At 69.1% G+C, this 26,849-nt stretch carries 25 protein-coding genes; 17 read left to right on the top strand and 8 right to left on the bottom strand.

Annotated elements, in window-relative coordinates; translation table 11 throughout:
* The first annotated feature begins 92 nt into the window (after positions 1 to 92).
* From AB8619_RS18975 to AB8619_RS18965, 3 genes are read left to right on the top strand one after another with little or no spacing between them, the layout of a single operon-like run.
* Complete coding sequence (locus tag AB8619_RS18975; protein WP_436794191.1) at positions 93 to 758, top strand: response regulator transcription factor; 666 nt, start codon at positions 93 to 95, stop codon at positions 756 to 758.
* Positions 755 to 2,170, top strand: coding sequence for an ATP-binding protein (locus AB8619_RS18970; protein WP_436794190.1), 1,416 nt, complete (start codon positions 755 to 757; stop codon positions 2,168 to 2,170). The genes AB8619_RS18975 and AB8619_RS18970 overlap by 4 nt, the downstream gene beginning before the upstream one ends.
* A gap of 33 nt (positions 2,171 to 2,203) precedes the next feature.
* On the top strand, positions 2,204 to 3,529 hold the full coding sequence (locus AB8619_RS18965; protein ID WP_436794189.1) for a flavohemoglobin expression-modulating QEGLA motif protein: 1,326 nt from the start codon (positions 2,204 to 2,206) through the stop codon (positions 3,527 to 3,529).
* Here the strand turns inward: AB8619_RS18965 and AB8619_RS18960 are convergent.
* Positions 3,472 to 5,001 carry a DUF2142 domain-containing protein gene (locus tag AB8619_RS18960; RefSeq protein WP_436794188.1) on the bottom strand — a complete coding sequence of 510 codons (1,530 nt, stop codon included), beginning with the start codon at positions 4,999 to 5,001 and terminating at the stop codon, positions 3,472 to 3,474. The two genes, AB8619_RS18965 and AB8619_RS18960, sit on opposite strands and share 58 nt — an antisense overlap.
* Positions 4,998 to 5,651 carry a class I SAM-dependent methyltransferase gene (locus tag AB8619_RS18955; RefSeq protein WP_436794187.1) on the bottom strand — a complete coding sequence of 218 codons (654 nt, stop codon included), beginning with the start codon at positions 5,649 to 5,651 and terminating at the stop codon, positions 4,998 to 5,000. The genes AB8619_RS18960 and AB8619_RS18955 overlap by 4 nt, the downstream gene beginning before the upstream one ends.
* Positions 5,652 to 5,715: 64 nt before the next feature.
* On the opposite strand from AB8619_RS18955, the gene AB8619_RS18950 reads away from it, so the two are divergent.
* From AB8619_RS18950 to AB8619_RS18935, 4 genes are read left to right on the top strand one after another with little or no spacing between them, the layout of a single operon-like run.
* Complete coding sequence (locus AB8619_RS18950; protein WP_436794186.1) at positions 5,716 to 6,090, top strand: cupredoxin domain-containing protein; 375 nt, start codon at positions 5,716 to 5,718, stop codon at positions 6,088 to 6,090.
* Between the two features lies 1 nt (position 6,091).
* Positions 6,092 to 7,510, top strand: coding sequence for a right-handed parallel beta-helix repeat-containing protein (locus tag AB8619_RS18945; protein WP_436794185.1), 1,419 nt, complete (start codon positions 6,092 to 6,094; stop codon positions 7,508 to 7,510).
* The gene (locus AB8619_RS18940) at positions 7,507 to 8,343 is read left to right on the top strand and encodes a DUF1996 domain-containing protein (protein WP_436794184.1); all 837 of its coding nucleotides are present in this window, start codon (positions 7,507 to 7,509) and stop codon (positions 8,341 to 8,343) included. Before AB8619_RS18945 ends, AB8619_RS18940 begins: the two co-directional genes overlap by 4 nt.
* A 1-nt stretch (position 8,344) precedes the next feature.
* Entirely contained in the window at positions 8,345 to 9,895 is a 1,551-nt protein-coding gene (locus tag AB8619_RS18935) for an alkaline phosphatase D family protein (protein ID WP_436794183.1), read from the top strand.
* A 26-nt stretch (positions 9,896 to 9,921) separates the two neighbouring features.
* On the opposite strand, the gene AB8619_RS18930 is transcribed toward AB8619_RS18935, so the two are convergent.
* Together AB8619_RS18930 and AB8619_RS18925 are read right to left on the bottom strand one after the other, a co-directional pair.
* Complete coding sequence (locus tag AB8619_RS18930; protein ID WP_436794182.1) at positions 9,922 to 10,923, bottom strand: hypothetical protein; 1,002 nt, start codon at positions 10,921 to 10,923, stop codon at positions 9,922 to 9,924.
* 29 nt (positions 10,924 to 10,952) lie between these two features.
* On the bottom strand, positions 10,953 to 11,498 hold the full coding sequence (locus AB8619_RS18925) for a hypothetical protein (RefSeq protein WP_436794181.1): 546 nt from the start codon (positions 11,496 to 11,498) through the stop codon (positions 10,953 to 10,955).
* Positions 11,499 to 11,649: 151 nt separating this feature from the next.
* Here AB8619_RS18925 and AB8619_RS18920 point away from each other — a divergent pair, with 151 nt between their 5' ends.
* The 4 genes from AB8619_RS18920 to AB8619_RS18905 are packed head-to-tail and all read left to right on the top strand — an operon-like array spanning position 11,650 to position 15,550.
* Positions 11,650 to 12,819 carry a thiolase domain-containing protein gene (locus AB8619_RS18920; protein WP_436794180.1) on the top strand — a complete coding sequence of 390 codons (1,170 nt, stop codon included), beginning with the start codon at positions 11,650 to 11,652 and terminating at the stop codon, positions 12,817 to 12,819.
* A complete protein-coding gene (locus AB8619_RS18915) occupies positions 12,816 to 13,235 on the top strand; it encodes a Zn-ribbon domain-containing OB-fold protein (protein WP_436794179.1) in 420 nt (139 codons plus the stop codon). The genes AB8619_RS18920 and AB8619_RS18915 overlap by 4 nt, the downstream gene beginning before the upstream one ends.
* Positions 13,236 to 13,280: 45 nt before the next feature.
* On the top strand, positions 13,281 to 13,754 hold the full coding sequence (locus AB8619_RS18910; RefSeq protein WP_436794178.1) for a hypothetical protein: 474 nt from the start codon (positions 13,281 to 13,283) through the stop codon (positions 13,752 to 13,754).
* The gene (locus tag AB8619_RS18905; RefSeq protein WP_436794177.1) at positions 13,751 to 15,550 is read left to right on the top strand and encodes a M3 family oligoendopeptidase; all 1,800 of its coding nucleotides are present in this window, start codon (positions 13,751 to 13,753) and stop codon (positions 15,548 to 15,550) included. Before AB8619_RS18910 ends, AB8619_RS18905 begins: the two co-directional genes overlap by 4 nt.
* Before the next feature lie 6 nt (positions 15,551 to 15,556).
* Here AB8619_RS18905 and AB8619_RS18900 read toward each other — a convergent pair whose 3' ends face one another.
* Positions 15,557 to 18,094 (bottom strand): PAS domain S-box protein, encoded by a 2,538-nt coding sequence (locus tag AB8619_RS18900; RefSeq protein ID WP_436794176.1) that lies wholly within the window; start codon positions 18,092 to 18,094, stop codon positions 15,557 to 15,559.
* Between the two features lie 118 nt (positions 18,095 to 18,212).
* Here AB8619_RS18900 and AB8619_RS18895 point away from each other — a divergent pair, with 118 nt between their 5' ends.
* The 6 genes from AB8619_RS18895 to AB8619_RS18870 all read left to right on the top strand — a co-directional run bounded on the left by AB8619_RS18895 (position 18,213) and on the right by AB8619_RS18870 (position 25,039).
* A complete protein-coding gene (locus AB8619_RS18895) occupies positions 18,213 to 19,607 on the top strand; it encodes a WS/DGAT/MGAT family O-acyltransferase (protein ID WP_436794175.1) in 1,395 nt (464 codons plus the stop codon).
* A 22-nt stretch (positions 19,608 to 19,629) separates the two neighbouring features.
* Positions 19,630 to 20,340 (top strand): GNAT family N-acetyltransferase, encoded by a 711-nt coding sequence (locus tag AB8619_RS18890; RefSeq protein WP_436794174.1) that lies wholly within the window; start codon positions 19,630 to 19,632, stop codon positions 20,338 to 20,340.
* 20 nt (positions 20,341 to 20,360) lie between these two features.
* Entirely contained in the window at positions 20,361 to 21,491 is a 1,131-nt protein-coding gene (gene menC / locus AB8619_RS18885; RefSeq protein ID WP_436796414.1) for an o-succinylbenzoate synthase, read from the top strand.
* 52 nt (positions 21,492 to 21,543) lie between these two features.
* Complete coding sequence (locus AB8619_RS18880) at positions 21,544 to 22,302, top strand: EXPERA domain-containing protein (protein ID WP_436794173.1); 759 nt, start codon at positions 21,544 to 21,546, stop codon at positions 22,300 to 22,302.
* Positions 22,302 to 24,245 carry a flavin-containing monooxygenase gene (locus AB8619_RS18875; RefSeq protein ID WP_436794172.1) on the top strand — a complete coding sequence of 648 codons (1,944 nt, stop codon included), beginning with the start codon at positions 22,302 to 22,304 and terminating at the stop codon, positions 24,243 to 24,245. Before AB8619_RS18880 ends, AB8619_RS18875 begins: the two co-directional genes overlap by 1 nt.
* Before the next feature lie 197 nt (positions 24,246 to 24,442).
* Positions 24,443 to 25,039, top strand: coding sequence for a histidine phosphatase family protein (locus AB8619_RS18870; protein WP_436794171.1), 597 nt, complete (start codon positions 24,443 to 24,445; stop codon positions 25,037 to 25,039).
* Here the strand turns inward: AB8619_RS18870 and AB8619_RS18865 are convergent.
* The 3 genes from AB8619_RS18865 to AB8619_RS18855 are packed head-to-tail and all read right to left on the bottom strand — an operon-like array spanning position 25,022 to position 26,825.
* A complete protein-coding gene (locus tag AB8619_RS18865; protein WP_436794170.1) occupies positions 25,022 to 25,552 on the bottom strand; it encodes a hypothetical protein in 531 nt (176 codons plus the stop codon). The genes AB8619_RS18870 and AB8619_RS18865 overlap by 18 nt on opposite strands.
* A 16-nt stretch (positions 25,553 to 25,568) precedes the next feature.
* Complete coding sequence (locus AB8619_RS18860; protein WP_436794169.1) at positions 25,569 to 26,048, bottom strand: pyridoxamine 5'-phosphate oxidase family protein; 480 nt, start codon at positions 26,046 to 26,048, stop codon at positions 25,569 to 25,571.
* Between the two features lie 24 nt (positions 26,049 to 26,072).
* Positions 26,073 to 26,825, bottom strand: a complete 753-nt coding sequence (locus AB8619_RS18855) for an N-acyl homoserine lactonase family protein (protein ID WP_436794168.1) — start codon at positions 26,823 to 26,825, stop codon at positions 26,073 to 26,075.
* Positions 26,826 to 26,849 lie beyond the last annotated feature (24 nt).

Below are 26,849 nucleotides of genomic sequence, written 5' to 3'. Positions count from 1 at the left end.
GCCGTGCAGGGCCGGTCGAGCCGACGTACAAGATTCGGTGAAGATCGGCGCGTTCCGGCACCGGCTCCGACTGCATCCAGCAACATGGGTCCATGGAGGTCTTGGTCGTCGAAGACGACGACGCCATCGCAGAGTCGTTGGGCGAGGCGTTGGAGCGCGAACGGTTCACCGTCCACCGTGTCGCCACCGGACGGGCGGCGGTCGACTCACCGGTCCATGACATCGTCCTGCTCGACGTCGGCCTGCCCGACATGGACGGTTTCGACGTGTGTCGCGAGCTGCGCGCCCGAGGCGACCGTTCGGTGATCATCGTCCTGACCGCCCGCGGCGACGAGACCGATCGCGTCCTCGGCCTCGAGATGGGTGCGGACGACTACGTGGTCAAGCCGTTCGGATTCCGGGAACTCCTCGCGCGTATCCGCGCCGTCCTCCGGCGGACCCAGGACCATGCGCCGTCCACCCCGGGCACGATCGAGGCCGGCGGCCTGCGCATCGACGACCGCACGAGGGAGGTGACCCTCGACGACCAGCCGATCGAACTCACCCCCAAGGAGTACGACCTGCTCCGCTACCTGGCCGCCGACGCCGGTGCCGTCCTCGAACGGGGCCGCATCATGGAGGAGGTGTGGGACCCGCACTGGTTCGGCCCCACCAAGACGATCGACGTCCACGTCGCCTCCTTGCGACGCAAGCTCGGCGACCCACGCCACATCGAAGCGATCCGTGGCGTCGGGTTCCGCTACGTGGCCGAACCGTGACCGCCCGTTTCGCGGCCGCGCTCGTGGCCCTCACCCTCGTGATCACGGCGTCCCTCGAGATCCCGCTGGGCGTGAACCACGCCCGGAGCGTCCAAGACGACCTCCAGGTCGCCACCGAACGCGATGCCCTCGCGCTCGGCGACCGGGTCGAGGACCTCCTCGAGACCGACGATCCCGACGCCGCCTCCGAAGCTGGACGCGTCGCGATGCTGTACCGGGACGCGACCGGCGGCCGGGTGCTCATCGTCGAGGCCGATGGCACCGCCCTCGCCGACACCGACCCCCCGCCCGACGTCGACGACGGCGTCGGGCGGTCGTTCTCCACCCGTCCGGAGATCGAACAGGCGCTCGCCGGCACGACCGCTGCCGGGACCCGCTCGTCGGCCACGCTCGGCGAAGACCTCGTCTACGTCGCCGTGCCTGTCCGCTCGGGCGATCGGATCCTGGGTGCCGTGCGGCTCAGCCACTCTCGCCACGAGATCGACGAGGACATCGCCGCCTACTGGTGGCGTCTCGCAGCGATCGCCGGCGTCAGCTTGGTCGTCGCGGGCGTCATCGGTCTGCTCCTCGGTCGATGGGTGTCGCGGCCGGTGCGCGAGCTCCAGACACAGACCCGCGCCTTCGGCCGGGGCGACCTCGATGCCCGCGCCGACACCCGATCCGGGCCGCCCGAGATCCGCGAGCTGGCGCGTCAGTACAACCAGTCGGCCGACCGACTGGCCGTCGCACTGCGGACCACCTCGCAGTTCGCTGCCGATGCCGCCCATCAGCTCCGCACGCCGCTCACCGTGCTCCGGCTGCGCATCGACAACCTGCGGTCGGGTGACGATCCGGTGGCGCACGACCGACTGGACCCGCTCGACGACGAGTTGTCCCGACTCGACCGCACGATCGACGTGCTGCTCGCGCTGGCGCGGCTCGACGAGCAGATCCCGGCCATCGCTTCCACCGATCTCGACACCATGATCGAGCGGGCGCACACCACCTGGGAGTCCGGCGCCGCCGAGGCCGACGTCACGCTGCACCTCGTCGATGGACCGACCGTGACCGCGTTCGCCGATCCGGACCACATCGAGCAGATCCTCGACAACCTGCTCGCGAACGCCGTGGCCGCAGTCCCCGCCGGCTCGACGATCGATCTGCGGGCGGCCACACGCCCAGACGGCCGAGCGATCCTCGAGGTCGTGGACCACGGCCCGGGCATCGACGCCGCGACACGCGAGCGTGCGACCCAACGGCACTGGCACGACAGTTCCGGCGGATCGGGGCTCGGACTCGCCATCGTCGACCGCCTCTGCCAGCACGGGAAGGCGACGCTCGAGCTGGACGACACCCCGGGTGGCGGTCTCACGGCGAGGGTCGTGTTCCCGTCCGCCGACGACGTCTCCGTCGTCACGTCCCCCTCGGGGTGACATCTGGAGCGTCCGGTCGGGCATCCTGGTCGGATGACGGCGTACGACGACGACAGCTACGAATCGACGGTGCGGTCGATCTCGGACGCCATCGTCGACGCCCAGGGACCGGTACGGATCCTCAACGCCATCAAGTGGGACGACGACATCCGCGACACGTTCTTCGCCTCGAAGTGCCGTGAACAGCCGGCCGTCGACGCCGACTGGTACGCCGGCCGCGACCTCGGCTTCGACCTCGAAGCGACCCGAGACCGCTTCCTCGACATCGAACTGCAGATCAACGGAACACTGGGCACCACGTCCGGCGTCGCCCAACTGCTCAAGCGCACGTGCGAGCAGTACCGGTTGACCCTCGACCTGCTCGAGGCTCGCGGAACCGAGACGTTCGGGTCGATCTCGGCCCAGCTCTACGGCACCACCGACGACGTGTTCCACGCCGGCGGGCCGACGGTCGCCGACCTGGCCGGCCAGTTCCGCGAGGCGCTGTCGTGGGTGTCGGACCTGCCGATCGACGACCGCGACGAGAAGACCATCAACGGCGACGACGCCGTCAAGCTCCTCCAGGAGAAGCTCGACCAGTCGATGGGCCCGGGCATGGTCGACGTCGCAGCCGACGACGGCATCGTGGCCGATGCTGCTGCCGGCTCGAGCTACATCAAGCTGCGCGCCGACGCCATGTTCTCCGAGCGTCAGCTCGAACAGCTCGAGTCACACGAAGGCTGGGTCCACGTGGGGACGTCGGCCAACGGCATCGCGCAACCGATCTGCACGTTCCTCGGCAAGGCCCCGCCGCCGGTGAACGTCACGCAGGAAGGGCTGGCGACGCTCACAGAGATCCTGTCGCTCACGTCGCACCCGGCTCGACTGCTCCGCATCGCCGACCGCATCGACGCCATCGCGCTCGCCAACAGCGGTGCGACATTCGTCGACGTCGTCGAGCACTTCCGCACCGAGGGCATGGACGAAGACCTCTGCTGGCAGACCGCCATGCGCGTCTTCCGCGGGTCGACACCCACCGGACTCCCCTTCACCAAGGACCTCGGCTACGGCAAGGGCCTGGTGCTCACCTACGCCTACATGCGGGTGGCGATCCGGTCCGGTCGCCTCGACCGCATCCCCGTCCTGTTCTGCGGCAAGGTCGACATCAACAACATGGGCGCGATCAACGACCTCTACGACGAAGGACTGATCGAACCGCCCGGCTTCCTTCCCGAGGTCTTCCGCGACGTCAACGCGCTCGCCGCACAGGTGGCCTTCAGCCGCTTTCTCCGCGACCTCGACTTCGACCGCCTGGCCGCCGACTACGCCCCGCTGCTGGGTGGCCCCGTGTCCGTCGACGTCGACGTCGACGACACCTGAACCCGCGGGCCCGGGAGCAACGCGACCGCCGTCGCAGCACCGATGCCCACCAGGAACACCACGGTCCACACCAGGATCGGCCCCGGCGGCGGCGTCCATCGCTGCTCGCCCATCCACTCCAGCGGATTGGCCGGTCCGTCGAGGGTCACGGCGAAGCGGCGCGCCGCCTGGAGGAACCCGAGCAGGTGACCCGCCACCGTCAGCGCCGCCAGCGGACCGGTCACCAGCGCGACGCGATCGAGACGGACTCGGGCGGGGCCCGTGGCCGTGGCGACGACCGTCGTCGCCACCATCGGCACGCCGACGAGGAGGGGCAGCGCGTAGCGGCCCTGCCAGAAGAAACCGATCGGCGGGAGGCTGAACCCTTCGGCTCCGATCTGGATGCCGATCCCTGCCGCGACCGTCGCCGCCAAGACCAGCGAGCCGCGCCCGTCGAAGCGCGACACAGCAGCCACCACCACGCAGAGCAGAGCGAGTGCCCAGATCGCGTACACCGGCCACGGCAGGGGGATGTCGTTCGATCCGAAGATGCCGACCCCCTGACGGAGGTACCAACCGAGTTGGTCGACCGCGGTGCCGAGTCCCTGGCCGGCCCGTTCGATCGGTAGTTGACGGCGCACCCACTCGACGTAGGCCAACGAGGTCACAGCAGTGCCCGCCACTGCGACCGCCCACCATCGGACATCGCGACGTCGAAGCAGATCGACACTGCGATCACGACCGAGCAGCAGCGCGACGAGCGCCACGATCATCGCGCCGAACAGCGGTGACAGTCCCCGAGTACCCACCAGCACCACCATCGCCACGCCGGCCCGCGTCACCAGGCGCGCAGGAGCTGGTCCGTCGACGCGTGTGAGTGCGAGGAGCGCGGCCCAGACACCCACGGCCGCCGCGACCTCGACCGCGTTCGAGTTGACGGACCCAGCGAGATAGAGCGCCTCGGGCGTCAGCGCCACAGCGACACCCAGCACCGTCCACCGGGGGTGTGCGCCGACGCGTGCCGAGGTGAACGCCGAAGCCAACAACGCGGCACAGAGGAGCCCGCTCACCACCCGCATGGCGTACACGCCGTCGGCCGCCGGGTCGATCAGCGACGTCCAACCCACGGCGGCGTAATACGCCGGCTGGCTGCGGAACTGATAGGTCAGCACCCAGTCGACGTCGTGTCCACCCGCGAACGACGGAGCGCAGTCCGGGGTGACGTCCCGACGCTTGTTGAAACACCCGACACGCTTGGCGAGTGCGTACGCCTCGGGTGCTGGCACCTCGATGAACACGTTCGGCTCGGGAGGGAAGGCGTCGGGTGCAGGACGGCCGAACCCATGTCCCCTCGCGACCGCCGCGGCCCGGACGACGTGGCTCGACTCGTCATGCCCCGCCATCAGCGGCGACGCCAGCGCCCATGCCGTCGTCGCCATCCCCAGCAGGGCGAACAGCGCCCACCAGCGACGTCGCTCGTTCGCGAGCCTCATCCCGGTCGGCGGAGTCTCAGGAGGTAGTGGGCGTACGGGGTCCACGGCCGATCGATGCGATCGCTCTGCTCCAGATCCAACCCCGCGTCGACGAACAGGTCGGCCATGGCCCCCGGCGGTCGACACAGGATGGGGTCCGGACCGGCGACCAGACGGTCGTGATGACGATTCCACTCGTGCTTCCAGTGGGGTGCGACGTCGAGGTCCTTGACCAGACAGGTGCCACCGGGGCGGAGGCTGGCGACGGCAACCGCTGCGAGCGCCTGCTGACCGTCCGTGTCGAGGTGGTGCATCAGGTCGCAGACGAGCACGGCATCGAAGGTGCCGCCCCCCTCGAGGGTGGTTGCGTCGCCCTGACGGAGGGAGACCCGCGGGCTGCTCGTGGCGGTGGCCGAGACCAGATCGACCTTGGCGGCGTCGAGGTCGACCCCCTCGATCCGCAGCGATGGGTTGGTGGCCGCGAGGGAGCGCTCGACCACCCCGAGACCGCAGCCCAGCGACAGGAGGTCACCGTCGATGAGATCGGTCTCGGCGCGCAGAGCCCGTAGCGGAGCGACCACCAGTCGGCCCACGACGTAGGCCTGCGTCCCGACCGACGTGCCCCGGTAGCTGACGAGCGTCCGACGCGCCGCCGCGAGCTCGGCTTTCATGCGTGCTCACCTGGGGATCGTCGGATCAAGCGCGGGACATTACCGCGCGCTTTAGGGTGCCCTCGTGGTTCGCCGACTCCTCCTCATGGCCGTGCTCGTGGCACCGCTCGCCGGCTGCGGCGACTCGGACGACCCGGCGGTCGAACTCGTCGACGCCGAGTCCGAGATCCTCGCCGTCGACAACGTGTTCGACCCCGAGGACACCACGGTCGAGGCCGGCACGACGATCACGTTCGTCAACGCCGGCCGCAACGACCACAACGTGATCCCCGAGGACGAGGATGCCGAGTGGGCGATCCCGACCCAGGACTTCGGTCCGCGGGGCACCGCCGAGTACCGCTTCACCGAACCAGGCGAGTACCGCTACTTCTGTTCGATCCACGGCACCATCGATGTCGGCATGGTCGGCACCATCACCGTCACCACACCAGGGGAATGACATGAACACCACGTACACCCGGACCTCATCGGCCCCCGGGACCTCGCCGGGTCGGCTCGTCCGACTCCTCGCGCTGCTGTTCGTCCTCGGGTTGGTCGCCGCGGCCTGCGGTGGCGACGACGACACGTCATCTCCCGACGAGGACGGTACGGACCAGGACGGCAACGACGGAGCGCCGTCGACCCTCCGTGTCCCCGACGACTACGACACCATCCAGGCAGCGGTCGACGCTGCCGCTCCCGGCTCGCTGGTCCTCGTCGCACCCGGCACCTACAACGAGGCCGTCGACGTGACCACCGACCAACTCGTGATCCGCGGCCTCGACCGCAACGAGGTCATCCTCGACGGTGAGTTCGAACTCGAGAACGGCATCCGTGTCCTCGAGGCCGACGGCGTGGTCGTCGAGAACATGACCCTGCGCAACTACACCCGCAACGGGGTCTTCTGGACGCACGTCGACGGTTATCGAGGCTCGTACCTCACCGCCGAACGCAACGGCGACTATGGGATCTACGCCTTCGGGTCGGTCAACGGCGTGCTCGAGCACAGCTACGGCGCCGGCAGCCCCGACGCCGGCTTCTACATCGGTCAGTGTTACCCGTGCAACGCCGTGATCGACGACGTCATCGCCGAGTACAACGGCCTCGGCTACTCGGGCACCAACGCCGGCGGCGACCTCTACATCATCAACTCCGAATGGCGTCGGAACCGGGCGGGCATCGTCCCCAACTCCGGCTCCTACGAGGGCTGCGCGCCCGAACGTGAGACGTCGGTCGTGGGCAACCTCGTCTACGAGAACAGCAACGGCGACACCCCGGCGATCTCAGCCGCTCGGCTGGCTCAGGGCAACGGCATCATCACGCCCGGGGGTGTCGACAACGTCATCGAACGCAACCGGATCTGGGACCACGACGTCTCGGGCATCGCGATCGTCCCCTTCCCGGAAGAGGACCCGATCGCTCCGATCCCCGAGACGCCGCCCACCGGCTGCACCGAGGACGCTGCACCGGCATCCGACGACGTGCGCGAGGGCCTCGGTGGCGAGCTGATCTGGCCGGCGACCGGCAACCGGGTCGTCGGCAACGACATCTCCGACAGCCGCGAGTGGGACCTGGTGATGATCCTCGGCTCCGGGAACTGCTTCTCGGACAACGTGCTCACCACCCAGTCGCCCGAGGGCCTCCAGGACCTCGCGCCCTGCGACGGTTCCGACGCCGAAGACATCGCGACCGACGTGGCCCGCTTCCTCGAGATCGTCGACCAGGACCGACCAGACTCGGCTGACTACGCGACCTACGAGTTCCCCTCGATCGGTGACCTCCCGGGCATGGACGACCCCGAGAACGCACCGGCGGAGCCGCAGGTCGGACCGCCCGCGTTCCCCGACCTCGCGGCGATCGGTCTCCCCGACCGCCCGTGACCATCGCGGGTCGGGTCCTCGCCGCCGTCACGGTGACGGCGGCGCTCGCGTCGTGCGGCGTGGGCGACACCGCCACCGGACCACCCGACCTCCCCGATCACCGAGGACGGTTCGTGACCGTGTGCGCCCCGGCACACCACGCCCCTGACGACCCCATCGTCTTCCCCGACCAGCCCGGGTCGTCGCACCTGCACGAGTTCTTCGGCAACGTCGCCATCGACGCGACATCGACGGCCGACACCGCCCGCGGGCAGGACACGACGTGTGAGACCAAGGCCGACCACGCGTCGTACTGGGTCCCTGCCCTGCTCGACGCCGATCACGAACGAGTTGCTCCCGACGGAGCGGACGTCTACTACCGCGCCGGCCGTGGGGTCGATCCGACGACCGTACAGGCCTACCCGTACGGGCTGAAGATGATCGCTGGCGAGGCGGCATCGACACGACCTCAACCGACCGAGATCGTGGGCTGGACGTGCTCCGATGCGGACCTCCGCGCCGAGGCGCCCCGGGACTGCACCGGCGACCTCCGGCTCCGGATCACCTTTCCGGACTGCTGGAACGACCGTGACCTCGACAGCGACGACCACCGCCGGCACATGGCCTACAGCGGATCCGACGGCTGCCCCGACTCGCACCCCACGCCCGTGCCACAGCTCGAACTCGTGGTCCGCTACCCGTACTCCGGAGACGCCGACGGCCTGATGCTGAGCGCCGGCGAGACCTTCACGGCCCACGCCGACTTCTGGAACCTGTGGGACCCCGACGCGCTCGAGCGCGAGGTCCGTTCGTGCCTCCACCGCGATGTCGTCTGTGGCGACACCCGGAGCTGACGTGTTGCGTCCCTGGAGACCGACTCGGCGCGAGTTCATCGGTGTGGCCACCGGCGCGGCCCTGGGACTCGCCGCGTGCAACCGGGAGGGCGACGACGGTGGGTCGTCGAGCACGACGGCTCCCCCCACCGAGAACACCATCGCGCCGGTCGACTTCGGCACACCGATCGGGACCGACCCGTTCGCCCTCGGCGTCGCCTCGGGAGACCCGGACACCTCGTCGGTGGTGTTGTGGACGTGGATCGATCGAACGCCCGAGCGCGAGCTGGTGGTCGAGCTCGCTGTCGACGAGGCCTTCGGGTCGATCGTGCAACGGGCGCCGGTCGACGCCACCCCCGACACCGGGATGTCCGGTCGGGCCCTGGCCACCGGCCTCCGACCCGACACCACCTACTGGTACCGCTTCGCCATGGACGGGCACGTGACGAGGCCGGCCCGCACTCGTACCGCGCCGGCACCCGGCGTCGTTCCCGACGAACCCCTCGTGGTCGGTCACCTGTCGTGCATGCGGCGCTCGTCGGGGTACTGGACGGCGCTCGACGACGTCGCGTCCGTTGCTCCGGATCTCGTCGTCCACTGCGGCGACTACGTGTACGAGTCGGACGGCGGCGCAGTCCGCCCCGACGACACCCCGCCACCGACGACGCTCGACGAGTACCGCGAGCTCTGGCGGCGCTACAAGGCAGACCCGGCGTTGCAGGCGGCCCACGCCGTCGCCCCGTGGCTGATGGTCTGGGACGACCACGAGGTCGCGAACAACTACCAGGGGAACGACCCCAACGACGGACCGCCGTCGGCCGACTTCGATGCCCAGCGCGCCGCTGCGTACCGCGCATGGTGGGAGTTCACGCCGACCCGCATCGCTCCGCCCGACGGTCCCGGCCTCGCGATCCACCGCACGGTCGACTGGGGTGGCCTGACCCGATTCGTCCTCCTCGACACCCGGCAGTACCGCGACGACCAGCCCTGCGGGGAAGACCTCGGTCCGCGCTGCGCAGAGACCGCGACGATCTCCATGCTGGGTGCAGAGCAGGAGGCGTGGTTGGCCGACGTCGCACCGAACCACGACGCCCTGTGGACCACCGTGGTGCAGCAGGTGGTCGTGCACCAGTGGCGCTTCCTCGGCGGGAACTCGCTCTGGAACCTCGACCAGTGGGACGGCTACACCGGCGCGCGCCTCCAACTGCTCGAGACGCTCGCCGGCTCCCCGACCCCGGTGGTGCTCACCGGCGACGTGCACTCGTCCTGGGTGTCGGACCTGCGAGCGGACTTCGACGACGAGGACTCCGACGAGGTCGGCGTCGAGTTCGTGGCACCGGGCGTGTCGTCCGATGTGCCGAGCCAGCTACGTGGCGCGGGCTCGTTGGTCGAGCTGTCGTCGCCCCACATCCGGTGGTCGGAGACCCGACGACGGGGCTGGGTGCTGCACACCATCGGGGCCGACGAATGGACCGCCGAGTACCGGTTGGTGACCGACGCCTCGATCGAGGGATCGGCCGTCACCGCCGAGGAGACGTTCCGGGTCGACGCCGGACGACGCCACCTCGCCTGAGGTCGACGCTCGGCCGGAGCCGGCGATCAGCAGGCGTCGGCGATGGCGGTCAGCGCGTCCTGTTGGACACCGACCGCGGAGACGGCCGAGATCCCCAGGGGGAAGTCGGCCGGAAGGTCGCTCTTGAGCGACTCCGCCACGCAATGATCGACGGGCTCGGAGAACGGGAGGAGGTAGGCGAGTTGGTCGACCGACCAGACGTCGACGGCGTTCACCATGTCGAACGGTGGCTGGTCGCCACCCGGGTAGGTCTTGTCGAGAGGGTCGTTCTCGAACTCGGGCACGGCCAGGACGTCGGCGGCGGTCATGGCGACGATGGTGTCGGCGATCACGGCGCACCGTTCGGCCCGAATGCTCGACAGCACGCTCGTGGCGTCCTCGAGCGACACGGCCGACGGATCCGACCATGCCACGACGATCGTCATGGCGCTCTCGAATCCGAACTGCTGTGGAAGACCGGTCACGTAGACCACGTCGGCGATGGCGTACCCGGTCGTGTCGTCCATGGCCGCCTCGACGATCGGCACGGTCGTGCCGTCGAGGTCCGCCTCGCCGACCTCGTCACCGAGGGTGACGTCGATGAAGTCGGCCTGGTCCTCGTTCTCGGCCATGGTGACGATGACGCTTGCGTCGCCGACCTCGTAGTCGATGTCGCTGTCACCGCTGCCACCCGTGGACCCACGCCGCTCCCACCCCGCCGGAGCGGTGACCCGGAACAGGTTCAGCGACGTGTTGTCGATCCCCATGGCGCAGGCAGGGCCGGAGGTGTTGGGCGCACCGGGACCGTGCGCCGCGAACGAGACGATCGGGTGGTCGGCGCCAGAGGGAGCCTCGGACTCGTCGGTTTCGTCGTCCGGCGTGTCGTCGGACGTGTCACCGTCGTCGGGATCCTGCGCATCGGCGACGGTGCCGGAGGTCTCGTCGGGGACGGCGGTGTCGTCGTCGCCGTCGGACCCGCATGCGGCGAGGACGAGCGCGGCGCTGGCCAGCGCCGCGGCGAAGGACCGAAGTGGACGAGAGGACGGCATGGTGTGGGCTCCGGAGGAGGTGACGATGGTCAGGGGCAGGTGACGTCGATGTCGACGTCGATGGTGCGGATCGGCTCGGTGGATGTCTCCATCTCGAGCGAACCGACGACGGACGACCGATCGTCGGTGAGGAAGTCGAACGGCTCGTCGGCGGTGACGCTCGCGGAGAGTTCACCGGACGAGATCCCGACACGACCGAAGTACTGGTCGGTTCCCGTCGGGCTGGTCTCGGCTCCCTGGTAGCTCAGGACCAGTTCGACACGTTCCCCGGTCTCGGCATACCCGTAGACCCCGACATCGGTCTCGCGGTCGAGGTCCGTCTCGGTCGAGCACTCCTGCACGGTGGTGACCGCGTAGACGGTGCCGTCGACGGTCACCGTGACGTCGCTCTCCGCATCACCCGCGTCGCCGGCCGGGTCGCCGTCGTCGGCTGCGGGCGTCGACGACTCGTCCGCACTCGGCGAGGTCTCGCCCCCTCCGTCGTTCGACGCCGCATCGTCGTCACCGCAACCCGCGAACAAGAACACACCGGCGACGAGCGCCAGCCAGAGGAACGGGGTACCGGAGGAGCGCATGAGGTCATGATCCTCCACGGCTGCCGGTGTGTCGCCCGAACCGGCTACTCATTGGCTTGTTCGCCCTACTCATTCGGGGTCAGGGCGGTGCGACATCCGGGCGCCCTCACCGAAGCGGGCCGGCGCCAGCCAGCCTGATAAGACTCCGGTCGTGAGCATCCGTGGGGCAGCGCACATCGCCGGCGTCTTCGAGCATCCGGGAAGAACCATCCCGGATCGCACGACGCCGCAGATCCACGCCGAGGTGGCCGTCGGGGCGTTGGCCGACGCCGGCCTCACGATCCACGACGTCGACGCCTACTTCGCCTCGGGCGATGCGCCCGGGTTCGGACCCATCTCGATGGCCGAGTACCTGGGCCTCACCGGGTTGTCGTACGTCGACAGCACCGAGATCGGCGGCTCGTCCTACGTCGCCCAGGTCGGGCACGCCGCCGCAGCGATCGCCGCCGGCAAGTGTTCGGTCGCGCTGATCACGTTGGCCGGGAAGCCACGCACGGGTGGCGCGCCACCGGGCGGCGCAGGACGCATGCAGGCGGCGCCCGAGTTCAGCTTCGAAGCCCTCTACGGCACCTCGGTCCTGACCAACTACGCCATGGCCGCCACCCGACACATGCACGAGTACGGCACGACCAGCGCCCAGTTGGCCGAGATCAAGGTCGCTGCGAGCACCCATGCACAGCACAACCCCGACGCCTTCCTCCGCGACGTCGTGACCGTCGACGAGGTCCTCGACTCGCCGATGGTGTGCGACCCCCTCCACCGCCTCGACTCCTGTGTGATCACCGACGGCGGTGGTGCCCTCGTCGTCGTCTCGCCCGAGGTCGCCCGGACCCTCGATCGGACGGCACCGGTGGTGCTCGGCCACGGTGAGGCGCCGAAGCACGCGGACAACGGCCGCATCGACCTCACCCACACGGGCGCGTTGTGGAGCGGTCCTCGGGCGTTCGCCGAGGCGGGCGTGACCCACGACGACATCGACTACGCATCGATCTACGACAGCTTCACCATCACCGTGCTCCAGACGATCGAGGACCTCGGCTTCTGCGCGAAGGGCGAGGGTGGCCGATTCGTCGAGGACGGTGCGTTGCAGGCGCCGCACGGACGGCTGCCGTTCAACACCGACGGCGGCGGCCTGTGCAACAACCACCCGACCAACCGCGGAGGGATGACCAAGGTGATCGAGGCCGTGCGTCAGCTGCGCGGGGAGGCCCACCCCGCCGTCCAGGTGCCCGACTGCGACATCGCCCTGGCCCACGGCACCGGCGGGTCGATCGGGACACGGCACGCCTCGGCCACCGTGATCCTCGGGAGGCAGTCATGAGCGAACTCCCCGCCCTCGACCCGAGCATCCAGGACGACGCCGCGCCCTTCTGGGACGCTGCCGCCGAACACCGCCTCGTCGTGCCCCGGTGTCGAAGCTGCGAAACGGTCATCTGGTACCCGCGCGGATACTGCCCCGCCTGCTCGTCGTTCGACATCGACTGGATCGAACTGGCCGGGACCGGCTCGATCTACAGCTTCTCGATCCCCCGTCGGGGCCAGGGCGCATACCGGGAGTCGGCGCCCTACGTCGTCGCCTACGTCGAACTCGACATCCCCGGAGACCGACCGGGACCGCGCATCATCACCAACATCGTGGACTGCGATCCCGACACCGTCACCGTCGACATGCGCGTCACCGCGGTCTTCGACGACACACCATCGGGCCACGCGCTCGTGCGGTTCCGACCGGTGTGACAGGCGGCGGCGCGAAACCACCGCGAAGTGCGCCATGATCATGGGATGAAGAAGGCAACCGACGTAGTCGAAGTCATCGAGATCGACGAGGTCTCCGGGGACACCGCGAAGAAGGGCGGGTTGATCCGCTCGTTGTTCCGACTGGTGACCGCACCGTTCCGGCTCGCCGTGGGCATCGTGCGTCTGATCGTCCGGATCGTCGCCATCGTCATCGCGACGCTGCTCCTGCCGATCCGGGTCGCGTTCGCGCTGATCCGACGCATCGTGGCGCTGGCCTCCGACATCACGTTCGCCCTGTGGCGCCTGGTCATGAAGGTCGTGGGTCTGGTGCTCGGGATCGTGAAGCTGTTCTTCTCGATCATCAACGCCACGATCGGTGGAGCGATCCGCCTCGTCTTCCGGATCATCCGGCGTTCGTTCAAGCTGATCCTCGGCGCGTTCCTCATCGGCAACCGGGTCGGCAAGCGCAGCGCCAAGGCCACCGCGGCGGCCACGGACACCCTCGACATCGCCGCGTGAGCGCCACCGTCACCGGGGCGGAGGACGTTGCCTGGGATCTCGAGACGCTCCTCGGCGACTCCGACGTCCAGACGCTGGTCACGGGCGCACTCGAGGACGCGAAGGCGCTGACCGTCGACGCCCGGGGCACCATCGACGAGCTCGACGCCGACGGGCTCGCTGCGCTCCTCGATCGGCTCGCCTCGATCTACGAGCGGGCACATCGAGCGGGGAACTACGCCCAACTGCGGTTCTCGACCGACACCAGCGACCCCGAACGTGGCGCGCTCATGCAGCAGGTGAGCGAGCAACTCAGCACGCTCTCCGCCGAACTCGTCTGGTTCGACCTCGAGTGGGTCGCGGTGGACGACGATCGTGCCGAGTCGATGATGGCCGACGGCGCGCTCGCTCCGTTCCGGCATCACCTCGAGACCGTGCGGGCCGGCAAGCCCCACGTGTTGTCCGAGATCGAGGAGCGACTGCTCGCCAACACCGCGCCGACCGGTCGGTCGGCATGGGTGCGCCTCTTCACCGAGCAGACCTCGGCGATCGAGGTCGATCTGCCCGCGCCCGACGGCACGAGCGAGTCGATGAGTCTCGACGCCGCGCTGTCGCGGCTGCACCACCCCGATCGCGAGACCCGACGGGTCGCGGCCGACGCCGTCAGCGCCGGGCTGCAGCCGGGCCTGCGGACCCGGGCCTACGTGTTCAACACGCTCCTCGCCGACCGACGCATCCAGGACGACCTGCGCGGCTACCCGTCGTGGATCAGCTCGTGGAACCTCTCGAACGAGGCGAGCGACGCTTCGGTCCAGGCGCTCGTCGACGCGGTGGTCGCCCGCTACGACATCCCGCAACGGTGGTATCGGCTCAAGGCCGGCGTGCTCGGCATCGACCGGCTCGCCGACTACGACCGCAACGCTTCCGTGGCCGAGGACGACCGCCACATCGGTTGGGACGAGGCCAAGACGATCGTGCGCGACGCCTACGCCTCGTTCTCCGACGAGCTGGCGAGCGTCGTCGACCGCTTCCTCACCGAGGGGTGGATCGACGCCCCCACCCGACCCGGCAAACGGGGCGGGGCGTTCTGCGCCTACACGGTGCCGGACCACCATCCCTACGTCTTCCTCAACTACACGGCGACGGCCAACGACGTCATGACGCTCGCCCACGAACTGGGGCACGGCCTACACGGCTACCTCGCTCGGCCCCAGGGCGTCTTCGAGCAGATGACCCCGCTGACGTTGGCCGAGACCGCATCGGTGTTCGGCGAGACCGTGACCTTCAACCGGTTGCTGTCGGAGACGACCGACCCCGCCGACCGCTTCGCACTGCTGGCGCAGAACGTCGAGGGGTCGATCGCAACCGTGTTCCGCCAGGTGTCGATGAACCGGTTCGAGGACGCGGTGCACACCCACCGGCGCGACATCGGTGAACTCTCGGTCAGCGACTTCGGCGACCACTGGGCGCGGACGCAAGGCGACCTGTTCGGCGACGCCATGGACGTGAGCGACGGCTACCGCGACTGGTGGAGCTACATCCCGCACTTCATCGGCACCCCGGGCTACGTCTATGCGTACGCCTACGGCCAGCTGCTCGCCCTCTCGGTGTACGCCCAGTACGAGGCACGCGGAGCCGACTTCGTGCCCCAGTACCTCGAGCTGCTCGCCGCTGGCGGGTCGAGGTGGCCCGAGGAACTCGGCCGGATCGTCGACTGCGACCTGACCGACCCGTCGTTCTGGAACGCCGGGCTCGACATCGTCGAGGCGCAGGTCACCGCCGCCGAGGACGCCGCACGCGCTGCCGGTCGACTCTGAGCAGTCTCAGACCGCGGGAAGGCTGAGCACGAAGGAGCTCCCATCGGCCCCGGTCTCCTGCAGCACCAGATCGCCACCATGCGCCCGGGCGATGCCGCGGGCGATGAACAGACCGAGACCCAGGCCGTCGCCGCGGACATCGCCGCGGACGAACCGGTCGAAGATCCGATCGACCTGCGCCGGGGCAACTCCTGGACCCTCGTCGCGGACCGTCACCGTCGCAGCGGTTCCCGACCGCCCGATCTCCACGTCGATCCGGGTTCCGGTGGCGGAGTACTTGGTGGCGTTGCCGATCAGGTTCGTCAACACCTGGCGAATTCGCACCTGATCGACGGTGACACGGGGCTCGGCAACGGCGCTGACGGACATCTCGTGTTCCTCGGCGAGGTGTTCCAGGTCGGTCACCGCCTCGGTCACGAGCGTGACCAGGTCGCACTCGTGGGTCTGCAGGTCGAGCCGCGACCCTGCCGACGGCGCTGCCGCTTCGGAGAGGGTTGCGACGAGGGCACTCAGGTGGAGCGCGTTGCGGTGCAGGCTCTCGAGCAGTTCCTGATCGTCGCCCTGCAGCACGCGCTCCGTCCGACTCCGGAGCACTTCGGCCGTCCCACCGATGACCGTCGTGACCGAGCGCATCTCGTGCGCGAACACCGAGAGGAAGAGCTCGAGGTCGTCATGATCGGAGATCGGCTGATGCTCGCCGGCGTCACTCATGCGGCCGGGCGGGACGTCGTGACCAGGGCAGAGCGCGTGGATCCGGTCGGCCAGCTCCTCGGTGGGGCAACCCTTCTCCACGTACGCGACGGCCCCCAGGGCCAAGGCTTCGGCCTCGACCTGCGCGCTCGCGTACCCCGAGAGGACGATGATCTTGGTCGCAGGCGAGACACGACGGATCTCGGGGATGGCCTGCAGTCCGTCCAGGACGGGCATCGCGAGGTCCAGGAGGATCACGTCGGGCGCATGCTGTTCGGTGACGTCGATCGCCTCCTGCCCGTTCTCGGCCTCGCCGACGATCTCGAACTCGGGCATCGATCCCAACGACACGCGCAGCAACAACCGGATGTCATAGGTGTCGTCGGCGAGGACGATCCGGATGGGATCGGGCATCGTCGCGACCCCGGCCGGCGTCACGGCGCTCACCCCCAACTCGGTCCCGAGCGCCGCCGGCACGGCCCGGACCAGATCGCCGGGAGCGAGCGGCGACGTCTCGTTCTGCTCTGCGAGGAGGTCGCCGACCATGCCGCGCAGCGCCTCCAACGCTCCGGCCACGGCGTTCGCCGCCATCGCGGCGTCTCCCGACTCGAGCGCATAGACGGCGGCGGCGATCCCCTGCATCACCCGGTCGTTGATCTCCAGTGCCTGTCGGCGCCGTGCACCCGCCTCGCGGAGATGTCTGGCCACCTCTTCCGCCCGTCGACGGTCGGTCGCGTCGTGGATGAAGACGGTGGTCTCGGGGCCGGCGCCGACGTCGATGGAGCTGAGACTGACGTCGACCGGGAACTCCGACCCGTCCTCACGGCGACCCATCAGGTCCCGTCCGGGTCCGGCCGGTCCGGAGGCGAGCACATCGCCCACATCCCCGCTGAAGAGCACCCCGGCCGAACGACCGATCAGCTCGTCGCGGACATGACCGAAGAGGTCCTCGACCCGGTTGTTCGCGAAGACGATGAGGCCGGCGCGGTCGACGCCGATGACCGCGTCCGGAGCCGACTCCATGGTGACCCGGAAGCGGCGATTGCTCGCCTCCAACTCCTCTTGCGCCAGCTTCCGCTCGGTCTCGTCGACCAGCGTCCCCAACAAGCGGACGGTCGCACCCGTCTCGTCCGGGACCGTCTCACCCCGCCCGATCATCCATCGCACCTCGCCTCTGACCAGGACGCGCATCGGGACCGTGTACGAGCCGCCCGACGCGAGTACGGCGGAGATCTCACGCTCCACTCGGGGTCGGTCTTCGGGGACCACGTGTTCCATGAGCAGGTTCGCGGTCTGGTCCGACGACGGAACGTCGATGCCGAGCATTCGCTCGAGCTCGTCCGACAGTTGCACGACGCCGGTCACGAGGTCCCAGGTCCAGGAACCGAGCTTCGCCAGTGCCTGCGTCTCGCCGAGCTCTCGGTCGAGCTCGCGCAGCTGTCGCTCGATGACGAGTCGGTCGGTCACCACGCGAGCGATGCCCTCGACCGCCACGACGTTGCCGTCTTCGTCGAGGATCGGGACGCTGCACTGCTCGGTCGAGATCAGGCGACCGTCCCTGTGGCGCCACGACACGACGGACATCTCCTCGTCCTCGGCGCGGCCGTCGCTCATGATCGACTCCACCCGTGGTCGATCGTCCGGAACGATCATGCCCAACATCAGGTCGGGGTCCCCGTACAGCTCTTCACGCGTGTACCCCGTGAGTCGCAGTACCGAGGCGCTGAGGTACTCGAACCCGTAGGTCGGGGCGAAGCGAAACCGGAAGATCAGGTCTGAAGACCGCTCCAGCAGCTCGTGCAGGGGTTCGCCGGGTTCGACCGGATCGTCGTAGGGCGGGCGGCGAGCAGTCACCGCTGACCACCGCCCAGTCGATCCATCGTCCGATCCGTGTCCGGACCATACCAACGCCTGCGACGTCCGGGCCCGTCGGACGAAGTACCGTCGCCCCACCGAACTGGGGGGATCACCGATGCGACAGATGAGTGGCCAGGACGCAGCGTTCCTGTATGGCGAGACGCCGAACTGGCACATGCACATCTCGGGGTTGATCATCATCGACCCCAGCACGCACGAGGACGGCTGGGACTTCGACCGCTTCCGCGACCTCCTGGTGTCGCGGATCCCCGAAGTCCCCCAGCTCCGCTACAAGCTCGTCGACGTCCCCCTCGGCCTCGACCGCCCCGGGTGGACCGAGGACGAACACCTCGACGTCGACTACCACGTGCGCCGCATCGCCGTGCCCCAACCGGGAGACGCCCGAGAGCTCGGCGAGCTCGTCGGTCGGTTGACGAGCTACAAGCTCAACCGCCAGAAGCCGCTGTGGGAGGCGTGGGTCATCGAGGGGCTCGAGGACGGACGGATCGCCCTGCTCCAGAAGATGCACCATTCGCTCATCGACGGGATGTCGGGTGCCGGCCTCGCCGAGGTGCTGCTCGACCTCACCCCCGAACCGCGCCCCGCCAACCCCGAGGTGAAGGACTCGCTTGCCGGGCAGGAGGTCCCGAGCCCGATCGAACTCCTGGCCCGCGGCGCGCTCAACACCGCCGTCCGCACGCCGTTCCGCCTCGCTCGCTTCGCGCGTCAGTCGATCCAGCAGGCGGCCGTCGCCATTCCGATGGCGACCGGCAACGCCGTGACGCTTCCGCTCCAGGCCCCGCGGACGACCCTCAACGTCGACCCCACGCCACACCGGTCCTTCGCCAACGCCAGCGTGAGCCTCGAACGCGTCAAGGCCATGAAGAAGGCCTACGACGTGAAGATGAACGACATCGTGCTCGCACTCTGTGCGACGGCGATGCGCGACTACCTCATCGAGATCGGCGATCTCCCCGAGGCCCCGCTGACCGCGCAGGTCCCGGTGTCGATGCGGGTCGAGGGCGACGACGAGGTCGGCAACAAGGTCGGGTCGCTGACCTGCTCGCTGGGCACGGACGTCGACGACCCCGTCGCCCGCCTGATGACCATCCATGCGTCGACGCAGGCCGCCAAGGAGATGCGTCAGGCGATGGCCGTCCATCAGATCATGGGCGTGACCGAGACGACGCCTCCCGGGCTCATCGCGCTGGCCGCCCGTATGTACACCCGAAACAACCTCGCCCGGTTCACGCCGCCGGCGAGCAACGTCGTCATCTCCAACGTGCCGGGCCCGCCGTTCCCGCTCTACATCGCGGGAGGGATGGTCGAGGCGATCTATCCGATGGGCCCTCTGCTCATGGGCATGAGCCTCAACATCACCGTGTTCTCGTACCGCGACAACATCGATTTCGGGTTCATGGCCTGTCCCGAGTCGGTGCCCGATCCGTTCCAGATCGCCGACGGGATCGAGAAGGCGTTGGTCGAGTTGGAGAACGCTGCGCCGTCGTGAGCGGACCGCCACACTGGACGTCGTGGTCGAGATCGCGCTGGCGCACACCGACGAGGAAGTGGACCGCGCGCTCTCGCTCGCCGAGCAGGTGTGGGGTGCCCCGCCGGTCAGTCGGCCGATCGCACGAGCCCTGACGTTCGCCGGTTGGTACGTCGCCACCGCTGCTGACGACGGCGACCTGGTCGGGATGTGCGCCGGCTTCGTGGGCGTCCGCGACGACGGCCTGCACCTCCACTCGCACCTCGCAGCCGTGCTTCCGTCGGCCCAGGGTCGTGGAATCGGCCGGGACCTGAAGCGCCACCAACGAGCGTGGTGTCTCGAGCGAGGGATCGAACACGTGTCGTGGACCTTCGACCCGCTGGTCCGCGAGAACGCCCGCTTCAACCTGCACCACCTCGGCGCAGTCGGCGACCGCTACATCGTCGATCTGTACGGCGCCATGGACGACGAGATCAACCGCGGCCAGCCCTCGGACCGGCTGTTGGTCCACTGGGATCTCACCAGCGAACGGACGACGCGGGCCCTCGAGGCGCCGCTGCCCACGCCACCACCCGACCCCGCCGGTGTCCCCACGCCCGAGGCGATCGTCGCACTGCGAGGGAGCCGGCCCGACGAGGCCCTTCGCTGGCGCCACGAGGTCCGGGCCGCGATGGTGGAGGCGTTCGCCACCGGCCGGCGGCCCACTGCGATCGACGCTGACGGCCGCTACGTCTTCACCACGGAGGAACGATGACCACACTCCCCGACGACGGCATCACGATCGACGCTGTCGAGCTGCGCCGGATCGAACTGCCACTCGTGTCGCCGTTCCAGACGAGCTTCGGGACGTGGACCTTCCGCGACATCCTCCTCGTACGGGTCCTGGCCACGGGCCCCGACGGGGCCGTCGAGGGTTGGGGCGAGTGCACGGCGGGGACCCAGCCGCTCTACTCGAGCGAGTACACCGAGGGCTGCGAGTGCGTCACCCGCGACCATCTCCTCCCCCGGCTGTTCCACGCCGGTGTCCGTCACGGAGCAGACGTCGCGACGGCACTGGCCGAGGTGCAGGGCCACCGGATGGCCAAGGCTGCGGTCGAGGCCGCCGTGCTCGACGCGGAACTCCGCGCTGCGGGCGTGTCCCTCGCCGACCACCTCGGCGCGACCGTCGACCGGGTCCCCGTCGGCGTGTCGATCGGGATCCTCCCCACGCTCGACGACCTGGTGCGGACTGCCGGAGACCACCTCGCCGAGGGCTACGCCCGCATCAAGATCAAGATCAAACCCGGCTGGGACCTCGAACCGTGCCGAGCCCTGCGTGCCGTCCACGGCGACGACTTCGGCCTCCAGGTCGACGCGAACGCCGCCTACCGGCCCGACGACATCGCTCCGCTGGCCGCCCTCGACGAGTTCGGTCTCCTGCTGATCGAACAGCCCTTCCCCGAGGAGATGCTCGTCGACAACGTCGACCTGGTCGCCGCCATCGACACCCCGGTGTGTCTCGACGAGTCGATCGTGAACGAAGCCGTCGCCGTCGACGCGATCCGGCTCGGTGCCACGTCGGTGATCAACATCAAGCCGGGTCGCGTCGGCGGACACCTCGCCGGCAAGGCGATCCACGACCACTGCGTCGCGGCCGGCGTCCCCGTCTGGCACGGCGGCATGCTCGAGACCGGCATCGGGCGAGCCCCGAACCTCGCGCTCGCCGCGCTCCCTGGCTTCACCCTCCCGGGCGACATCTCGGCCGCCGACCGGTACTGGCACCGCGACATCGTCACCCGGCCGGCCGTGCTCGAGTCCGACGGAACCGTCCGAGTCCCGAGCGGGCCGGGCATCGGCGTCGACGTCGACCTCGACTTCCTCACGTCGGTGACCACGACGGTCGCTCTCCACGAATCCGGGGCGTGACGCTCGGGTAGGTTCACGATCTGACACACCGTCAGATCCGGGGGCCACCGTCATGGACGCAGCGACGACGACGACCGAAGAAGCCACGGTCGCGGACGGCCCCGCGCCGTTGCGACGCCCCCCGATGGCGGTGCTGGCGCTGGTGGTCGTGCTGGCGCTCACCCTCCCCGCCGGTGCGGTCGCCCGGTTCGGCTTCGACACCGATCGTGGCGTCACCGCCGACGTCACGAGCGTGATCTTCTTCGTCCTGATCCTGGGGCTGCTCTCCACGCCGTGGTGGACGGGCCCGACCCGCTCGCTCGCCGCCCGGGTGCAGTCGATGTGCTTCGTCTGGTTCGGCATCACCTACACGACACACCTGAGCTGGGAGCTCGGCTGGCTCGCGCTCCACGACCGGATCGTCGACTCTCCGGACTCGGCGTGGGCGTACCTGTGGTGGATGTACATCGACGGCGGTGACGGCCGGTATGCGACGTCGGACCCGACGCTCGTGACCATGGAGCTGCTCTCGGTCACCAACGGGATCATCGGGATGACCGGACTGTGGCTCTGGTGGCGGAGTCGGGGGCGCGCACCGGCCGCGACCCTCGCGTTCATGGCCACCGCGGTCGTCCACCTCTATTCGACGGTCGTCTACTTCGGCAGCGAGATCCTCGACGGCTACCCCAACGTCGACACCGGCAGCTTCGTCGACCTGTGGATCAAGTTCCTCCTCCTCAACGGGCTGTGGTTGGTCGTCCCCTGGGTCGTCCTCGCCTGGGGGCGCCGCACGCTCGATCTCCAGTACCGCCGAACCATCGGAGCCACCTGATGACCCGATCTCCTCACGCCGGCGAGCCGATCGTCGCCAGCGAGCCCGGCGGCGACGACGACTCCATCGCCGCCGCACTCGAGGACGTCAGCATCCCGACGCTCGTCCTCTCGATGGTGCACCTGACCGGCGACCGGTCGTGGCTCGACGACGACCGACTCCGCCCGGTCGGCCTGTTCCTCAACGAGGTCCAGGGGTTCATGGACGAGGACGCCAAGGCCGAGGTCCGGCGCCGCGCCCTCCGGGCCATCATGACGTACCGCGACGGCGGCTGCGTCCTGCCGGCGCCGCCCTCGGCTTCGCTCGTCCACGAGATGATGAGCTGGCTGGTGTGCGAACCCGTCCCCGACGAGTACGTGCCGATGATGCTCGAGGAGCTCGACCTCGACGGAACCGACCCTCGACGAGTCGACTGGTCGGGCATCGACGCATCGGTCCGCGCCGACCTGCCCGTCGTGATCGTCGGCTGCGGCATGTCCGGGCTGCTGGCCGGCGTGCGGCTCGGTGAAGCCGGCATCCCGTACACGATCGTCGAGAAGAACGCCGGCGTCGGGGGCACCTGGTACGAGAACCAGTACCCCGGAGCGCGGGTCGACGTGGGGAATCACTTCTACTGCTACTCGTTCGAACCGTCCGACCACTGGACCGAGTTCTTCTCCCGACAGCCCGAACTCCAGGCGTACTTCCAGCGGGTGATGGATCGTCACGGCGTCGACCAGCACGTGCGATGGGAGACCGAGGTCGAACGGATGGTCTGGGACGAGGCGGGCGCATCGTGGGCGGTCGAGGTCTCGGGCCCCGGAGGCGACGACCGGATCGAGGCGAGAGCCGTCATCACCGCCGTCGGCCAGCTGAACCGACCGAAGCTCCCCGACCTCGAGGGCATCGACGCCTTCGACGGACCGGCGTTCCACTCGGCTCGTTGGGACCACGACGTCGACCTCACCGGCAAGCGCGTCGCCCTCGTCGGTGCCGGTGCCAGCGGCCTCCAGATCGCACCGACGATCGCCGACGAGGTCGCCGAACTCCACATCTTCCAACGCACCGCGCAGTGGATGTTCCCCAACCCGCACTACCACGAGGCCGTCACCGACGGTGTCCGCTGGGCGATGCGCCACCTCCCGTTCTACGCCCGCTGGTTCCGGTTCCTGTTGTTCTGGCCGGCGTGCGACGGCGGTATGCAGGCTGCGCGCATCGACCCCGAGTGGGACGACGGCAACCGGTCGATCTCCGCGATCAACGACATGGCGCGGGCGATGTTCACCGACTGGATCGCCGGCCAGGTCGGCGACGATCCCGAGCTCCTCGCCAAGGTCATCCCCGACTACCCCGCCACCGGGAAGCGCACGCTCCAGGACGACGGCAGTTGGCTCCGGACCCTGCGTCGCGACCACGTGGACCTGCACCGGGAGTCGATCGAGCGGATCACCGCGACCGGGATCGAGACCGCCGAGGGCCACGTCGACGTCGACGTGATCGTCTTCGCCACCGGATTCCACGGCACACGCTTCCTGTGGCCGATGGAGATCGTCGGCCGCGACGGCGTCACATTGCAGGAGACCTGGGGGGCCACACCGGCCGCCCACCTCGGCATCAGCACACCGGGCTTTCCGAACCTGTTCAGCATGTACGGGCCGGGGACCAACCTCGCCAGCGGCGGCAGCCTGATCTTCCACAGCGAGTGCCAGATGCGCTGGATCGAACGCTGCCTGCAACAGCTCGCCGCCGGGGCACGGACCGTCGAGGCGACCGAGGCGGCGACGAAGGACTGGTTCGAGCGGACCCAGGCCGAGCTCGACACCATGGTGTGGACGCACCCGTCGATCGAGCACTCCTGGTACAAGAGCGACGACGGCCGGATCTACGGCCTGTCGCCGTGGCGACTCGTCGACTACTGGGACTGGACCCGCGAACCCGATCCCGCCGACCTCCACACCACCTGACCCCGCCCCGGAATCAGCCGCCCTCCGGGTTCAACCCGGAATCACCTCGGATTCAGCTCGGATTCTGGGTGCGCGATCGGGACGCGAGACATCCCGATCATGCACCCAGAACGAACAGCTCGGATTCTGGGTGCGCGATCGGGACGCGAGACGTCCCGTTTGTGCACCCAGAAGCGGGGGTGGGCAGGCTGGGTGGCGTGGACCTGTTGATCATCCGGCACGCCCTCCCGCAACGCGTCGAGGTCGTTGGTCGAGCTGCCGACCCGCCGTTGGCACCGCTCGGTCATCGCCAGGCCCGGGCGGCCGCCGAGTGGCTCGCGGTCGAGGACATCGACGCCGTGTACTCCAGCCCCATGACCCGAGCGCTCGAGACCGCCGAGCCGATAGGAACGGCGACCAAGCAACAGGTCGTGGTCGAGGACGGCGTCGCCGAGTACGACCGCAACGCCGAGGCCTACGTACCGATCGAGGAGCTCAAGGCCGAGGGCGACCCACGCTGGACCGAGATGTTGGCCGGTGGCTACTTCTCGGAGGAGGGAGTCGACCCGGTCGAGTTCCAGGCCGGCGTCGTCGACGCGATGGAACGGATCATCGCCGCGCACCCCTCACGGACGGCTGCGGTCGTGTGCCATGGCGGCGTCATCAACGCCTACGTCGGACACATCCTCGGCCTGGCGGAGTACATGGTGTTCCAGCCGGCCTACACCGGCATCACACGGGTACGGGCGTCGAGTCGAGGCCATCGCTCGCTCATTTCGCTCAACGAGCACGGCCACCTACGAGGCGTTGAGTGATCCCGTCGGCCCGAGGCGGGGCGCCAGCTCGTCGATGAGTCCGTCGATCTGACGGGCACATTCGGCGAAGACGTCGATCTCGCCGCCGCCGGGATCGACGACCTCTTCCCAGTCACCCAGCTCGGCGGCACCGGCGCCGAGCGCCAGGACCTGCTCACGGATTCCTGCTCCGTCGGCGGCCTTCAGGTCACGGACCAGCCGCAGCAGCGTGACGGTGTGCGCGGCAGCGGCCGGATGCGTCCGGCGTACCCACTCGACGTGTTCGGGTGCGAGCGCGATCACGACCGCAGCCCGGTCGAGGTCGACGGGATCGACCTGCCGGCTGGCATGGAGCGGCAGCGGATGCCCGACCCCCTGAATCGCCGCTCGGGTCCGGATGCTCATGGGCTGGCCGTCGACGACCAACGTCCCGGCGGTCTCGATCCGCAGGTCCGGGCGGCGGGCGTGCAGCGACACCCCACCCATCACCGACCGGGCGGCGTTTCCCGTACAGATGAACAAGACGTCGGTCACCCGACGAGTCTGACGTTCACGCCCGCCAGGTCAACAACTCGCCCTCGCCGGCCATCATCACCGACCCGGGCATGACCCGTAGGTACGTCGGCGACAACTCGAGGACGCCGAACCCTTCGGCCGTCGGCTCGTCCCACCCGGGGACGATGCTCGGGTCGTAGCCGACCGGCTCCGGTCCCTCGACGAACCGGGTCCACGCCGCTCGCTTCGAGTCGTCGTCGAGCAACCAACGGGCGTCACAGTCGGCGGTGCAGGTGTCGTGCGACGGGTCCCAGTAGGTGAGGGACACGGTCGGGTTGGCGTCGATGTGCGCACGCTTCGGCGACAGCGGGCTGGTCGCGATCCAACCGGTCAACTCCCCGTCGTCGAACTCCCAGATGGGGTGCAGGACCCGTGACCGGGCCCGTCCTGCGGTGTCGACCGTCGCGACCGTGCACCACACGATGCGATGGGCCATCTCGACGAAGGCGGGGGCGATGGCCTTCAAGGTCGGCATGAATTGTCCTCCGGCGGTTCGGGCTCAGACGAGCCGCGAAGGCAGCGCGTCGAACGCTGCGAGATCGTGTCCGGGGATGATCGTCGCGCCCGCAGCCCGCATCGAGCGAAGGGTTTCGAGGCTCCGGGCATGGAGGTCGTGGTCGTGACCGACCGGAGGCAGCGGCCCACCGTCGAGCGTCGACGTGAAGTAGGCGCAGTCCGCGGCCAGAACGACCTCACGATCGGCCAGGCGGACCCGCAGCGACTGGTGGCCTGGCGTGTGCCCCGGCGTGGGGATGCAGGTGACGAGGCCGTCGCCGAAGAGGTCGTGCTCGCCATCGGCCAACACGACATCGTGGCCGAGTTGGTACTCGGACTGGCGGAACGTGTTCGCAGCAGCGAGGTCGTCGTCCGCTCCCGCCGCCCATTCGTCCCGCTGGACGACGACACGAGCATCAGGAACGAGAGCGAGTCCACCGGTGTGGTCGAAGTGGAGATGCGACAGCACGACGAGGTCGACGTCGACCGGATCGACCTCGACTCCCCGGAGGCGGGCGTCGACCAGATCGTCGTCGCCGAGCCCCACGTCGAAGAACAACGCCACCGTGTCGGAGAACTCGCCGGGACCGGTCAGGTCGGGGTGCATGCCCGTGTCGAAGAGCACGGTTCCGGCGTCGTGGCGGACCAGCCACGCCGGCACCGGCAGTACGACCTTCGTGTCGTCACCTCCCGCCTCGAACATGTTGCGGCCGGCCGTGAGGGTGCCGCACCGAAGCGGCTCGATGGAGAGAGTCACATCTGCCATTGTCGACCATAGGAT

The sequence above is a fragment of the Actinospongiicola halichondriae genome, assembly GCF_049103745.1.
GTDB classification, from domain to species: Bacteria; Actinomycetota; Acidimicrobiia; order Acidimicrobiales; family Salinilacustritrichaceae; genus Salinilacustrithrix; species Salinilacustrithrix halichondriae.
The sequence above is the reverse complement of the archived record's forward strand: the minus strand, read 5'-3'. Positions and strand labels throughout refer to the sequence as shown.